The sequence below is a fragment of the Serratia sp. PL7 genome, from assembly GCF_945957435.1.
This window is the reverse complement of sequence record NZ_CAMFLB010000020.1, coordinates 23,264-38,678: the sequence shown is the minus strand read 5'-3', so window position 1 is coordinate 38,678 and position 15,415 is coordinate 23,264. Positions and strand designations below refer to the sequence as shown.

Annotated in this window: 5 protein-coding genes; 1 reads left to right on the top strand and 4 read right to left on the bottom strand. The window is 54.5% G+C overall.

Annotated features, from left to right (window positions below; translation table 11 throughout):
- The first annotated feature begins 134 nt into the window (after positions 1–134).
- Complete coding sequence (locus tag N6G83_RS41210; protein WP_211135442.1) at positions 135–1,799, top strand: AsmA family protein; 1,665 nt, start codon at positions 135–137, stop codon at positions 1,797–1,799.
- A 64-nt stretch (positions 1,800–1,863) separates the two neighbouring features.
- Here N6G83_RS41210 and bamE read toward each other — a convergent pair whose 3' ends face one another.
- The 4 genes from bamE to N6G83_RS41190 form a co-directional block, all read right to left on the bottom strand.
- Positions 1,864–2,214 (bottom strand): outer membrane protein assembly factor BamE, encoded by a 351-nt coding sequence (gene bamE, locus N6G83_RS41205; protein WP_094981547.1) that lies wholly within the window; start codon positions 2,212–2,214, stop codon positions 1,864–1,866.
- Positions 2,211–2,738 carry a hypothetical protein gene (locus tag N6G83_RS41200; protein ID WP_248006611.1) on the bottom strand — a complete coding sequence of 176 codons (528 nt, stop codon included), beginning with the start codon at positions 2,736–2,738 and terminating at the stop codon, positions 2,211–2,213. Before N6G83_RS41200 ends, bamE begins: the two co-directional genes overlap by 4 nt.
- A gap of 213 nt (positions 2,739–2,951) precedes the next feature.
- On the bottom strand, positions 2,952–3,257 hold the full coding sequence (locus N6G83_RS41195) for a hypothetical protein (protein ID WP_074423322.1): 306 nt from the start codon (positions 3,255–3,257) through the stop codon (positions 2,952–2,954).
- Between the two features lie 7 nt (positions 3,258–3,264).
- On the bottom strand, positions 3,265–15,396 hold the full coding sequence (locus N6G83_RS41190) for a hemagglutinin repeat-containing protein (RefSeq protein WP_211135440.1): 12,132 nt from the start codon (positions 15,394–15,396) through the stop codon (positions 3,265–3,267).
- Positions 15,397–15,415: the final 19 nt, after the last annotated feature.

Here is a 15,415-nt window from a genome sequence, read left to right as displayed (position 1 = left end):
CCGCAGCAAACCAACGGCCATTGGCAAACCGCTACTGGCCGTTTTTTTATTGTCTTTCAGGCCATTGCCCTTGAGCTGGAAGGCTAATTGCGGCATAAACAGGGTATCTTTTCTGTCCGCTACGGATCCACACGATGAAATTTATCGGAAAACTATTGATCACGTTGCTGCTGCTGATAGTGCTGGCCATTGTGCTGCTCTACGTGGTGGGGCAAACCCGCTGGGCCGCAGGCTGGTTGAGTCACTGGATCAGCGATCGTAGTGATTACCAGCTGTCGGTAGAAAAAATAACGCATTCGTGGAGCAAACCAGGGCAACTCAGCCTGGAGGGCGTAACCCTCGCCCGTGCCAACCAACCGCAGCTCTTGGCGGCCAAGCAGGTCGATATGGCTTTCAGCCTGCGGCAAATTACCGAGCCACGCTATTTCGATAGCATCACGCTGCGCGACGGCACCTTAAACGTTCAGCCTTTGCAGGGCGCCCCCCTGCCAATACAGGCCGATGTATTGCAACTGAGTAATATGGCGCTGCAATCCAACGATGAGAGCTGGCAGCTTAACGCGCAGAAGGTCAACGCCGGGATCAACCCGTGGCAGCCTACGGCAGGCCATTTGCTCGGGGATAACAATCAGTTCCAGTTCAGCGCCGGTTCGATGGTGGTCAACGGTATTCCGGCCTCGCAGGTGTTGATCCAGGGCGAAATCAAACAAAATCAGCTGGTATTGAGCGACTTTGGTGCCGATCTGGCACAAGGCGATCTGACCGGGGTAGCCAGCCGAGCTGCCGATGGCAGTTGGTTGGTTGAACGGTTGCGGCTGAGCAACGTCCGCCTACAAGTACCAATGACGCTAGAACAGTTCTGGGACCGCTTCACGGCGTTGCCACCCATTACGTTGAAACGCTTCGATCTGATTAACGCCCGCCTGGAAGGTAACGCTTGGGCGGCGAACGATCTCGATCTGTCGATGCAAAATATCACCTTCCAACAGGGGGATTGGAGCAGTCAGGATGGCGCGATTAACTTCACCGCCGACGACCTGATCAATGGCAACTTCCATCTGATCGACCCGATTATGGATATGCAACTCTCGCCAGCGGGTATTGCCATTGGCCAGTTCAGCACCCGCTGGGAAGGTGGATTGCTGCGTACCACTGGCAACTGGCTGCGCGCCAATAAGCGCCTGCAACTCGACGAGGTGGCAGTTTCAGCGCTGGAGTACACCTTGCCCAGCAACTGGCGTGAACTCTGGTTACAGCCGTTGCCAAGCTGGCTGGCGGAGGTGTACGTTGCCAAGATGAACACCAATCGTAACCTGATCATTGATATCAACCCGGATTTCCCCTTCCAGCTCACCTCACTGGATGGTAACGGCAGCAATCTGCTGTTGGCCAGTGACCATCAGTGGGGGATTTGGTCCGGTTCGCTGAAACTCAACGCCGGTGGTGCCACCTTTAACAAGATCGACGTGCGCCGCCCTTCGCTGGCGTTGGATGCGGATGCACAGCAGATCAACGTTACCGAGCTGAGCGCCTTTATGCCCGATGGCCTGTTGGATGCCAAGGCCAACGTCAGCCAACTGCCTGGTAAGCCGTTCACCCTGTCCCTTAACGGGCGCTCGGTACCAGTGAATACCTTGCAACAATGGGGTTGGCAGCATGTGCCGCTGGAGGGTGATGGTAATCTGCAGTTGCAGGTGAAGGGATTACTCAATAGTGATGGGCCGTTTAAGGCGTCTTTGCGGGGCCAGTTGCAGGCTACCAGCAAGGATGGGCAGACTCTGGAACAGCAGGTGCCGTGAACTAAACAGGGTTCGGCATTGCCGAACCCTGTTTTCTTCTCTGAATAATGCAGTGAGACGCTATTTACTGTTTTAGTTCCTGATATTTCATATCCTTGAGGATCTTTGCATCATTAAATGTTAGCTCCAAAACTTGGTTTTTATCATTGATAACAGGAATTAAAAAAATTACTCTTCTATCAGTCTTTTTAGAATTATACAACCATACATTACGCCCGTTATAATCTTCTGGAGAATTTGGTCTACCAAGGAGTTTAATGACATCTTTTTTTGTTGTTGAGCCAACAATCAAAGATTCTTTGATTGTTTTTTCTGTATATTGGTCAAGCGCTGTAACCTTTGTTCTATCAACATTAGAAGCACAACCCACTAATAAAAAAAACATAAAAACAACTGGACATTTACTCATTTTCATTTTATTTTCTCTTCAATATAAGTTTCATTGATGCTGTCGTACTTGATTTCATTCCCATATAAAACACAATATCCAGATTTGTCTGAGTAGTTATATTTAAACTCATACAACCCTTTTTCATTAGGAGTGAAATCCAAACTGACGCTACACCCCCCTCCATCTGGATTACTAATTCTATGAGAGATTGTTGTTTTAATTCCTGGAGTTACCGTAACCTCAGTATAAGTATCACTGTAGTCACCTTGTGGTAACTTAGGCATGCCTATTGACTTCGTACTATTAGGAATAATATTTAGGAAACGCCTATGCTTTTGTACATATCCACCATTAGACTCACCATTTGATTTTTTCTGACTAATCGAATAGGTCAGCGGGTTTCCTAGAAGTCGAACTTTTGCAACCTTACCATCATTTGGTGGTGGAACGTACATAGGCGGGTCAGGAAACAGACTACAACTGGCTAATGACATGGTGGCCATCAATGAAAAAAATATAACACTTACTCTGGTTTTCTTATAAAGCATATCAACTCCTTGATAATATATAATTAACAAACCACACAACCCCGACCAGTTAGCAGAGATCCTTCACAGGAAGCGACCCAACTGAAGTTGTAGCTCAGAAACTAAAAATTTTACTGTAACATATTATATTTATTGACATATTACCTCAATTTACCGGTCGTGTCCCGTACACAATAAAGATCCCGGCCAACTGCCCGGGATTTATCACGAGATCTAGATTAGGTCTTCACCATTTAAAAGCACGATGACATTGTCTGAACCTAACTCTTTTCTGATCATCTCTGCCATTTCGTCTGTCGATATTTTAAGAGATTTGTTATTCACACTGATAACAAAGTAAGAGCAGGGCACCAATCCAAAATCACTTGCAACCTCTCGCTGAATTGGATGAGGTATAACTCCATTTGATAAATAATATTGAGCAGGGAATACACAGGGGTATTTTTCTGCAAATGCATTCAATTTCCCCTGCAATTCAGCAAGGTTATATGTTGTATAGCATGAAATATGTATAGACATAATCCCCTCACTTAATCCTTATAGTATTGCCTGATTTATCAACAACAATAACCTTCTCAAGCCCCATTATTGGCCACTTAGTGAGTTGTTGCTGCAATGCAGGAATTGACACTTTTGTATCACTCATATTAATAACAACATTTGTTGTTTGCCCCGAGTCAATTTTTTCTTTAACACCAGACCATATATTCCTAACACTGCTAGAACTAGGAGCATAGTTATCAAAGATCTCGCCATTAATCCGGTAATCCGGATTTTTCCTTCCAGCTATAGAAGGGTTCTGCTCCACATAAAATCCTGATTGTGAAAGAATTTGAGCACTCTCATTTTCCCGGTTCAGCGAGCGGATATTCTCCTTCGTCATCCCTGATTCCATCTTGGTGACAGGCCCCGTTAAAGCACCCTCAGATTTCGCAATCACATTACCGATAGAGCCGGTTTGCCATATGGTAGAGTTACCCGGTGGCGCTATTGCTCCATCTGCTTTGCCTATAACATTGTTTCCCGCAACTCCACCAAAGATTGCCGCTGTCCCTAAGCCGATATTTAGTGCACCTTCTCCGTAGTTGCCATCAACTACCTGGCCGATTCCAGTACCGGTTTGATAACCCCCGCCTGCTGCCAGAGTTGAACGAGCAATAATCCCCGGAGCACCGGGCAAAGCGAGTAAAGCATCGGTTCCTAATGCAGCCTGGCCGGATTGTACGCTGTACCCTTTCAGATAACTCAGCGCCTCGTTATACGCTTTGGTATCTCCTGTGGAGGCAACAAACGCTTTGCCTGCGACCAGTGACTGAATAGCGTTAGCCGCTTGCTGTGGGGTATACCCGTACATAGACTGAAGTTCATAACCATACTGGTTAAGCAATCCAGCTAGCTCTTGCTTCTGGCCTTCTGTCAGTGGTTGGCCTGATTGGTACTGTTGCAGTAACACATTGCTAGCTCGGTCTTCATTCGTCAGCCTGACGATATTCTGTGAAGCCTCTAGCAGGTTTTTACCAGCTTTCTGATCCTCAATAGACTTATTCAGCGTTTCAGCTTGTTGTGGGCTAAGGAAGTTATTCTCCACCGCATTCTTACCGGCCTGAGCCCCCGCCAGAGCGTTAGCGGTGCTATCACCTGTCACGCCGCCAGCTAAACCTGCTGCCAGCGTCGATAGCGCACTGAGACTCTGCTTCTGCTCCTCACTCAGTTTAGCAATTTTTTCCGGCGTGTCTGCACCATATAATTTCTCTGCCAGATAACGCGCGGCCAATTCACCACCAGCGGCCCCCGCAGCACCCGCGGCTGCCGAGTTGCCACTCACTTGTGCCGCTATCGCCCCCCACACCGCATGGGCAAGCGCGTTGGCCGTTTCATTCGTACCGGTATACTTCTTGATTTGCTCGGCCGCGTACGGGCTCAAACCACCAGCAAGAGCCTGGGAGATATTTCCCCCTGCCAACCCCTGCAACGCAGCCGTCACCGCCTGCGCCGCTTTCTGCAAGTCACTGCCCGTACCATACTGCTTCATGGCCTCTTTATACGCAGTGGTGTCTTTCAGGATGCTGACGTACTGATCAATCTCTTCCTGCTTGGCATTTTTCCCCGGCTCCGGCGGCAGTTTGCCATCTTTCGCCAGATCGGCTTTCGCCGCATTCAGCCCGTTTATCTCACCCTGCGTGCGGATGATATCCGCTGCCTGCCCGCCGATCTCGCCAATCAACTGCGCCTGTTTCAACCGGTTCTGCTCTTTCTCCTTGTCGAAGATCGGCGCAATGCTGCCGTTGGCATTCTCCGTATCCCGGCTCAGGTCGGCGACATTTTGTTGCTGGTTGTCCTTGTCACGGACAGTGATGTTACCTTCGCTCACCGCCGCCTGCGTGGTGCCGCTAGCATGACCGCTGCCGTTCAGGCCCGATAGCATCCCGCCCGCCAGGTTGCCCTGGAACTCCTTACCGCCAAAGTCACCACCGCCGCTTATCCCGACCCCGACATGTTCGACGTTGTAGTCCGCCTTATTGTTCAGGTCACTGAAGCCCAGCGTCCCGGTATCCAGGCTGTTTTTGTCCGCCGTGCCCGTTGAACTGATTACCGCGCCATCCAGTTGGGTATGCTCGCCGACCTTAACGTCAAAGCCACCCTTGCCCGCAAAGATCCCGGTCTGCTCCTGCACCGAGTCGTAGTTGCTGTGCATCTTGTCCTGGCTCAGGTTCAGGTAGCCAGAACCACTCATCGAGCCCCAGGTGAAGCTGCCACCCGCACTGACGTTCTGCTGCTTCATGTCGTAGAGATCGCTGTCCTGCTGGCTGGAGAGCGTCAGGTTGCGTCCTACGTCAACATCCACCTTGTCACCGCTGACCTGTGCACCGGCCAGCGTGGTATCGCGCCCGCTGTTCATGGCAAGCGTCTTACCGCTGTCGATGGTTGTCTCTGTCCACTGCGTACCGGTGCCTTTCTCACTGCCTTTGCCAGCGTTGACGTTGGCGAATACCTTGATACCCGTGTCTTTGCCCAGGCTCAGGCCGATACCGATTTCACCGCCGCTGCTCTTGTTACTCCCCGTCTGCTGTTGGGAATTAGCCGCCCCGGCAAGCAAGATGTCGCGAGAGGCATCGATGGCGGTATCGCCACCCGCTTTCAACTGGCTACCCGCAATCACCACATCGCCACTGTTGGCACCGCTGCCTTTACCGGTTGCGGTCACCGACAGATTATTACCCGCCGTCAGCGTCGAACCGGTGACATTATCAGAGACCTGTTTTTGCGTGGATGAAGACTTTTGGGCCCCCAGAGAAAGGCTGATACCAATCGCATTACCTGCATTACCCTTGGTATTCTCCAACACAGCGGCCTGCCCTGCCTGCACCCCGGACAACGCGGCTTTGGTGCCCTGCAAGGCGGCCAAACGGCCATCGCTTTCACTTTTGGCACTCTGCGCTGCCGCTATCGCTGAGTTGGCCGCTGCACCTGCCGCACCGGACAACGCCACCGTCAGGCCACTCTGCTTCTGTTCAAACCGCTCTTCTACCGTACGCAGGTCATGCCCCGGTTCGATAACGACGCTGTCGCCAGTAACGTTGAGATTTTTACCGGCAATCAGATCCGCACCGCCAATATGTGCTTTGCCGCCCGCAACGATATTCACATCGCCACCGGTCGAGCCGATAGTGCTGACACTCTGGCTCTGCGTCGTACCGTCTTCGTTCACCTGATGGCGAGAGCTGGAGCTACCAATCGTCACCCCGATACCGCCGGTGCCCATCAGCCCGCTCTTTTTCTTCTCATCCAACCGGTAGCTGGACTGTTCTTCCGTCGCCGCTACGATCTCAACATTGTTGCCTGCTTGCAGGTTAACCTTGCTGTCACCCACAACCGAAGATCCCTTCACCGTCAGGTCATTACCCGCAGACAGCGACACATTGTCGCCGCTCAGCAACGTGCCTTTTTCCTGCGTGGCGTAATCTTCCCGCACCGTGTGGGTGGTGGTCTTCGACAGGAACCCTTTCTTGGTCTTGGTTTCTTCGAAGAAGGAGTAATCACTTTCGGTGGCGCTGTTGAGCGTCAGATCGCGTCCGGCGCTTACCGCTATATCACCGCTGGCCTGCACCTGTGCCGCATTCAAGGTGGCATCTCGATCGGCGCGAATCGTGGTGTTGCCCCCGCTGGCAATTTCAGTACCTTGCTGACGGATAGACTCATCCACCTGCTGGCGTTTACCTTCCTTGCTCTCGCGGTATTCGCTGGTTTGCTGGGTATTGAGGTTTACGTCACGCCCGGCGTTCAGGTTGACGTTGTTGTCCGCCACCATTGCTGCGGCCTGCGAGTTCACATCCCTGCCTGCATCCAGCGTTAAATCGCCGCCGCTGGTGAGGGTGGTGCGCGTGGCATCGTTACTGCGCTGTTCGGTGCCGTTATCTTTCTGCCGGGTGCTCGCTTCCTGCGTTTGCAGGTTGATATCGCGCCCAGCTATTAGGGTAGTATCACTCTGGCTGCCAACCTGGCTGGCCTTCACATTGACATCACGGCCTGCATCAACCGTCAGCGGTCCACCAGCGCTAATTTCGCTGCCCTGGCTGCTGTGAGTTTCGCTCTCTCTTACGTTTCGCCAGCTCTGATATTTATCGGCGCTGTAGGTGGTGTTGGCCAGAACGTTGATATCGCCCCCCGCCAGCAGATCCATCGCACCACCGGAAGTCAATTTGGCCCCCAGGATATCGATGTTGTTGCCAGCGCTCAGGCTCAAACTGTCCAAGGCCTGGATGGTACCGATATCGCCGATTTCCGTGCGTGACAGCGACAGACTTTGTGGCATCCAGCCGCCCAGAGAACCCTGGGTATTCCACTGATTCGTCAGCGTCTGGTTGAGGATGCTGCCATCAAGGCTTTCCAACTGCACCGTTTTGCCGCTGATGATTGAGCCGATATTGTTGATATCGCCAATCGCGCTCAGTTGCAGGTTGCCGCCCGCATTGAGCAGGCCTGCATTGAGGTTGCTGATGCTGTTCTGGCTATCGAGCGTCAGCGCGTTCTGTGCGGTCAGCGTGCTGCCACTGTTGGTGATATTACCGGCGGTGAGCGAGACATTTTTCCCTGAAATCACGCTGCCGTTATTGATCGTCACATCTTTTGGTGACAGGTAGAGCTTCGGCACCATCACCGTCTGGCCATTGATGCTGGTCGCTTCCCACCACAAGATGCTGTGATCCAACGAGGCGATCTGCTGCGCCGTCAACGAAACACCAAACTTCAGCCCCAGCGATTGTTGCGCCTTAGCGGCGTTATCCATCAGGGTTTGCATCTGCTCCAAGTCTGAACCTATCCCGTTCAGATAGCGGCTCCCCGTCTGATTGAGCATTGCATTGCTGACGTAACGGGTGTCAAAGGCCGCATCCCCCAGGAAACGGTAATCGTAATCCGGGTGCAGGTTCAGGCGGTCCAGGAAATAGGAAGAGCCGATAAATTTGTCTTCTACCGTGAACTGTTCGTTGGTTTCACGCGGGCTCTGGCCTGGGTTGATCCCCAGCAGTGCGTAGAGATCGCCAAACAGGCTCGGATCGAGTTGCCCCAGGCCGTTAAGTTTCGGGTTGGTGGTGATCAGATACGGGCTGTCTGGATCGGTAGATGCAACAAAATAGCCATTCTCGCCCGTAGGCAGAGGATATGCACTGGTATCGACCGTTTTGCCTTGATACAGGTTTAAGGCCTTACCCTCCGTGCCGATCAGGTCCTTGCCATCGGTGGTGGTGTTTTGTAACTTGGCTCCATCCCCCAGATGGGCGTTAGCCTGGTCCCCTTCGCTGTATTTTCCTAACCCTGTGAGCTCAGGCGTGACGTTATCCAGGCCGCCGCCCCCGTTAATCTGTTGCAGGGCATTTTGCAGGCTGTCTTGCCATTCAGGCGAATTGACCGCCGCCTTATCACCGGCAGACAGCGCCTGTTTCTCTACGGCACCGCCGATAGTCTGTTGGCTCAGGGTACTGAGCGTAGGCGTAGCAAGGGTATTGCTTACTCCACCCGCGTTAGCCAAGGTGTTGGTATTACTGATGTCATTAGCAAAGTTTGCCGAGACGTTACCGCCAGCCTGAATAACGGCGCGGTAGATTTCACCTTCTCCACGTTCATAGCGTACTTCGCCCGTCGCCGTGTAGACGATGTAGTTGGATGTAATCTCCCCTTTAGAAACACTGGTTTCTGGCACCGGAACTGTGCTCAGGCCATAACCATACTGATACGTTTGATAGCGGGTTTCACTGCCCGAGAACCAGGATTGGTTATTCAGGTTACTCCCTGAAAGATAGGCATTGTTGTTGGCTAGAATATTGCTGGCCTGATTGTCCAGTTGGCCGGCATAAAGGCTGAGATCGCGCCCGGCCGCGATACGGGCTGCGCCACCGTTTGCCGTGACGGTGACCGTCGAAACGCCAGAGGCAAACTCCTTAATCCGTTGGTTAAGATAAGGCGTTGGCGTTGAACTGTAATGCGTTGTCGGAGACGCTCCGTGGCCAGGGCTGCCGCCGCCCGATTCCCAGGACTTGATGACATAGCCGTAGTCGCCTTTGTTGAAGAAGGTTAACGGTATTTTGGCCTCAAAATCTGTCACCCAGGAGTACTGCGGTGCGCTGCTTTCAGAGCTAACCACACTCAGCCCATCGCGCTGATTCAGCAAATGGGCGGTGTTAATGGTGATATCACCATATTGCGTCTCGATGGTGCCGGAACTGTTCACCACCTCAGCGTTGGCGTTACCTGCCATGTCACGCTGCATCCACAGGCTGTTGCCCGCCAGGATGTCACCGCGCAGGTTTTTGATGCTGTTGGCCAGCAGGTACAGGTTGTTACCGGCATACAGCAAGGCGGTGTTAATCAGGATGCCAGCCGCATTCAGCGTCATCGAGCCCAGCGTGCCGGTAAACCCGTCAACGGTGATATCGCTCTGGCTGTTCAGGGTTACGTCGCCCCCTGATTGCAGCGTTCCGACCGCATTCATGGCAATGGAGCTGCCATTGAGGGTGCTAACCCCACTTCCGCCGGTGATTTGCCCGTTGTTGGTCAAGATGCCGTAAGTCGTGAGGTTGACGCTTTGCCCCTGGAGAGTGCCTTGGTTGGTCAACGCCCCCTGGCTGTTGATGTTCAGGCTCTGGCCTGCGGCAATCACATTCTGGCTGGTAAAGGCGTTCACCAGTTGTAGCGTCAGGTTACCCAACGCCACGACCTGGCCACGTTGGTCAAAATCGCCACTGCTCAGCAGTAAATCGCCCCCGCTGAACATTTTCCCTGTCTCTTGAAGCACCACCTGACTGGCATTGATGCCAAGCCCGGAGGTGCCAAGCAGCGTGCCACCGTTAGTCAGTTGCTGGGTATTCAACGCCAGGTTGCTTCCCTGGATCGTGCCCTGATTGTTCAGGCTACCTGCGGTCAACGTTCCCTGCAGTTCTGCCAGCAAGGTACCGCTGTTGTCCAACGCATCCGCATTCAGTAACAGGGAGCCTGCCTGTAGCCAACCGGTGTTGGTAAATTGCGAGCCATGGAGTGACAGATCGGAGCCAGCAAGCAGGCTTCCGTCATTACGCCCTGATATCGTCCCCCCGAACCGGGTGTCAGCACCGCTTTGTATCAGGCCGCTGTTGACCCAGTACGGCGAGGTAATGGCGAGTGCGTTCTGGCTGAGAAGGGTGCCCGTAGCGTTATTGGTCAACCCACCGCTAAGATTCAGCGTTAAGCCTGTTTCACCTTGTACACGCCCGCTGTTGGTTAGCGTACCGCTGTTAACCCACACACCGTTCCCCTGGATACGCCCAAGGTTGGTGACCGAGGCCGCATCCAGTTTAAGGTCACCCGCCGTCAGCAGGGTTTTATCTTGCTGTTGGGTGAAATCCCCGCTCAGCGCGACCGTCAGGCCGTCAACGCCGCTGATTTCGCCCTGATTATTCAGGGTGTCAGCGTGTAGGGTGAGATTTTTTGCCAGCCACTGCCCGGCGTTGGTCAACGACTGTGCCTGTAATGCAGCGGCACCATTGGCGGTAATTTTGCTGCCAGCCGTCGAATTCAATGCCCCAGACAGAGCCATTTGCAACGCATCCGCACTCTGGATTGCGCCACTGTTATTCAACGTCTGAGCATTCAGCAGGATCTGTTGCCCCTGCCAGCGGCCATCATTGGTCACCGTACTGCCATTAACAGAAAGCGTTCCCTGCGTCAGGAGTGAGCCCTGGCTGCGGTTCACCAGCGTCAACAACGGGACGGAGAATGCCTGAATACCTAACGTCAGCGACTGCAGGCCGATCAGCGTACCTGCGTTATTCACCAAGTTATGCGTCAGATTGAGGATGTTCCCCTGTACGGCACCTTGGTTATTCAACGTAGCGCCCGCCAAAGACAGACTTCCGTCACTCAGGACGGCACCGTCATTGGTCAGCGTCTGCGCCTGTATTTCGCTGTTACCCTGGCTAAGCAGTGACCCTTCATTCACCAGTTCATCGGTGACGTTGACGGCCAGAGAATCGCTCCCCAGCAGGCTGCCACGGTTCAACCAGCTAGTGGCAGTGACGTGGGTTTGTCCACCCTGAACCAACCCCTCTGAGGTCAGTTGCCCAGCATTCAGCGACAACGCGCCCCCTGCCAACGTACGGCTTGACGCACCCAGCGTCAGCGTATCACCGTGGGCATTCAGCCACTCGCTACCTTGCCATAATCCCGTGTTATTCAGCGTAGCGGCATCCAGCATCAACTGGTTGGCCACCAGCTTGCCGCTGTTGGTTAAATAGCCGCCGCTCAGGTTCAGCGTCCCCAGGCTTCCCATCTGTCCGCTGTTTTGCAGCGTATTGAACACCGTACCGGTCAGGTTTGAGCGCGCGTTTATCGATCCGCTGTTATCCAGGCTGTCGACACCGAAGGTCAGGCTATTCCCCTGCCAGGATCCGGCGTTGGTGACTGCGCCACCGTTGATTGCCAGCTCACCATCGCTCAGCAGTTGTGCACCGGCCAGCACGTTCAGCGCGGTGCTGTTCAGAGTCAGCCCGGCATTGCCCTGCATGATGCCGCGGTGAGTCACGGTGCCACTATCCACCGCTAGCGTATTGCCCGCCAATACCCCGGCATTGCTCACCGATTGGCTGCGGAAGGTAGCATTTTCACGGGCCACCAGTTGGCCGCCTTGCTGGTTTACCAAGGCACCCTGCACATTCAAATTCAGGTTGTTCGCCAGGATGCTGCCCTGGTTGGTGAATTGCTGGCCGGTGAGAGACAAATCATCGTTCACCTGCAATAGGCCAGCGTTGTCCAGTTGATCGAGCGCCAGCTCCAGCGCACCGCCGCTGACCAGCTTCCCGCTGGCAAGGTTACTGATATGGGGGATAGCCAGTTGCAGATGGCTGTTGCCCTGTAACAGGCCGCTGTTGGTCAGTTGTGGCGCGGTCAATACCACCTTGTCTGCCGCCAGGGTACCCTGGTTCAGAATATGGGCCGCCGTGAGGTCAAACCGATCCTGGCTCAGCAACAGACCACTGTTGAGCATGTCACCGGTCAGGTCTGCCGTCAGGCGATCTTGCGCCTGGGCACTGCCACTGTTCTGCCAGGTCTGGGCTTTCACCGCCAGTTGTTGCCCTTGCAGAGCGCCCTGATTAACCAACTGTTGGCCTTCAAGGCGTAACGCCCCGCTCGATAACATCTGGCCTGTGGCAGCGTTATTGAGATGAGTGCCGGAAAGCTGCAGGGATTGGCTACCCTGCACCAGCCCCTTGTTGATAACGTCGCCCAAGACGGAGAGCACGGTGGCCGCCAGCCATCCCGCGTTGTCCACTGAGCCCGCAGAGACAGTCATCCCTTGCTGGCCGAGGATCTTCCCTTGGTTGGTCAACGTATTCGCGACTTTCAGACTCGCCGTTTGTTCACTCAGCGCATTGCCGTTGTTAAACCACTCTTGGGTGGACAGATCCAGTGTCTGGCTCTGAAGCAATCCGCTATTGGTCAGCGAATCTGTCCGTATTGTCAGTGCTCCGCCACTGAGTAAAACACTACCGAGCTGGTTGTCTAACGTGGAGGTGCCGATATTCAGCTGACGGCTGCCTTGTAGTGTCCCCGTATTGAACAGGGCCGTGGTATCCAAGGTCAGCGTCGTTGCGGCCAGCAGGCCATCATTACTGAACTGAGGGGTGGCCAGCGCCAGCGAACCGCTCGCGTTGACGGAGCCGTTTTGCTGGTTGCTGAACTGTTTGGCCAGTGACAAGACCATCATAGCCGCCTGCATCGTCCCGGCGTTGGTCAAGGTGTCTGCAATCAGGTTTAGCGAACCGCCGGTGAGGATACGCCCACGGTTGGTGGCTTCCGCAGCCTTGATAGCAAGGGCGCTGTCACCCTGCAACGTGCCGCTATTGGCGATGCTGTTGGTGTTCAGGGTCAGTTGATCGGCAGCCAGTTGCCCGGCATTGGACAACGCCATACCGTTCAGTGACAGCTTATCTTTCGCCAGCAGCAAACCGCTCTGCTGGTTATCGATCCGCTGGGTTTTGGCCGTCAGGTTCACGGCATTGATTTCACCGCTGTTGAGCAGTTGATCGCCACTGAGCACCAAATCCCGATCGGTGGTGATTAGTCCGGCGTTTTTCAGCGTCGGGATGGCCAGCGACAGGGCATTGGCCGTATACACGGTGCCCCCCTTCTGGTTGTCCATCAGGCGGGCGATAAGATCCAGGGTCTGGCTGCCTTGTAGCAAGCCGCTGTTGGTCAGCGTCTGGCTGTTGATCTTCAAGACAGGAGCGACCAGCGTGCCCTGGTTTGTCAGGGTGTCCGCCTTCAGGGCCAGGGTTGCGGCATGGCTTTTACCACTGTGCAGCAGTGAATCCGCCTCTACCGTTAATGCCCCTTTCGCCGTTTGGGTGCCCGCCAGCGTGGCTTGTTGTGCCTGGAGGATGAGATTACCCTCGCTTTGTACCTGAGCACCCGACAACGTGTTCAACGTCGAGCCCCGCAAAGCTAGATCACCTCCCGCATTCCATTCCCCGCCCAACGTGGCGTTACCCGCGTTAACCGTGATATTACCTTGGCTGGTGGTGAGAGCATCTGCCGTCGTGGTCAGCGTATCGCTGTTGAGGGTTAACCCCGTCGCGCCAGAGAGCAGGCCGTTCTGTTGCAGTGTTCCAGCCCACAGCGTCAGGCTGTCGTCGCTCAGCAACTCGCCGTAACTGCCATTTCGCAACGTATCGCTGACGGTAAGATCGGCTTTACCTTTGGCACTCAAGGTGCCGTCTTGATCCAACGTCTGGCTGGTGACAGCCAGCGATCCCCCACTCAGTATCTTGCCGCTGTTGGTGAGAGACTGACCGTTCAGCGACAGGTTACCCTGGCTCTGAACGGTTCCACTATTCCCCAGATGGGAGAGGGTACTTTGTATCGCCCCATTGGCCGCCAGCGTGCCGCTGTTGACCAAGCTGGCACCGCTGAGAGTGAGGTTTTGCCCGGCAGTCACTTGCCCCTGCGTCATGCCGCTATTGAACAACGTCATGTCGACATGGCGGGCTGCATCAATCTGGCTGGAACTGTCCACCTGCGCGTCACGAGCCCGCAGGCTGACATCGTTGCCAGCGGTCAGTTTGCCGCTGCTCATCTGCAACGTACCGCCGCTGGCTAGAGCGATATTCTGGTCACTGACCAGCGTGCCGCCCTGCTGGGAGAGATCCCCCTGGCTGTTTAACGTAATGGACTGGGTGGCCTTGTGGTCGCCCAACATGCTGATACTTTGCCCTGTCGCCGTTAATGCACCGCCTTGGGCCAGCGAATTATTGAGCGTCAATTTGCCGTTGGCATCCAGGGTGATATCCCCGGCACGGGCATTGAGGTTACCGAGGTTGACGCCTACGCCCTTGTCGCTGGAAACCAGATGGATACGGTTGGCATACATGCCCCCCAACGCACCGGTATCGACCGCCACTTTAGGCGCTTCGCCCTGGCCCGCGATCGGGGTTGCATTACCTTGCGCATCCACGCGGTTAGCCCCTAGCGTGATGGTGGCATCCTGAGCATACAGCTGAGCGTTAATCTCGGTGGCACGGGCAATAAGCGCAAATTTCCCGCTCTGGCTGGCATCCAGCCCTTTGCCCTGAATGCTGATCGCCCCTTGCGTGACTTCCAACGCCTGCAGTTTGCCGTCCGGCCCTAACACCGGTTTACCGGTGGTCAGCGTCACGTTCGGGGTGTTGATGAAGCCACAGCCATCGCAGGTGATACCGTAAGGGTTGGCAACCATCACGTTGGCCTGCTTGCCCGCCACTTCCAGATAGCCTTGCAGTTGGGAGCGGTTCGGGGCGACAACCTCGTTAATGATGCCTTGGGCTTCCTGCCCGGCCTTCAAATTGGGGTTATTCTGGATCAGGCCGCCAAGCTGAGTCTGATTGAGCTGCCCGGTGGCGTTATTGAGGATCAGCCCCTCTTTGCCCACGTTGAATTCATTGTATTTATTATGGGAAATGCCGGCCTGATTAGGCGTAGCGATATTGACCACCGGCACGCCATTGCCAGCCTGATCGAGCCGGGTATTCCCTTCGGCGACGTTAACACCGTTCGCCAAGGCGGGCAGCAACGGCTGCCAGGCTAGCAAGCTGCACAGGGTGTAGCTCAGCCAACGCTGGCTGGCATGAATGGGCCGATCGTCTTTTTGCGTCATCCTTGAAACCTTTCCCTGT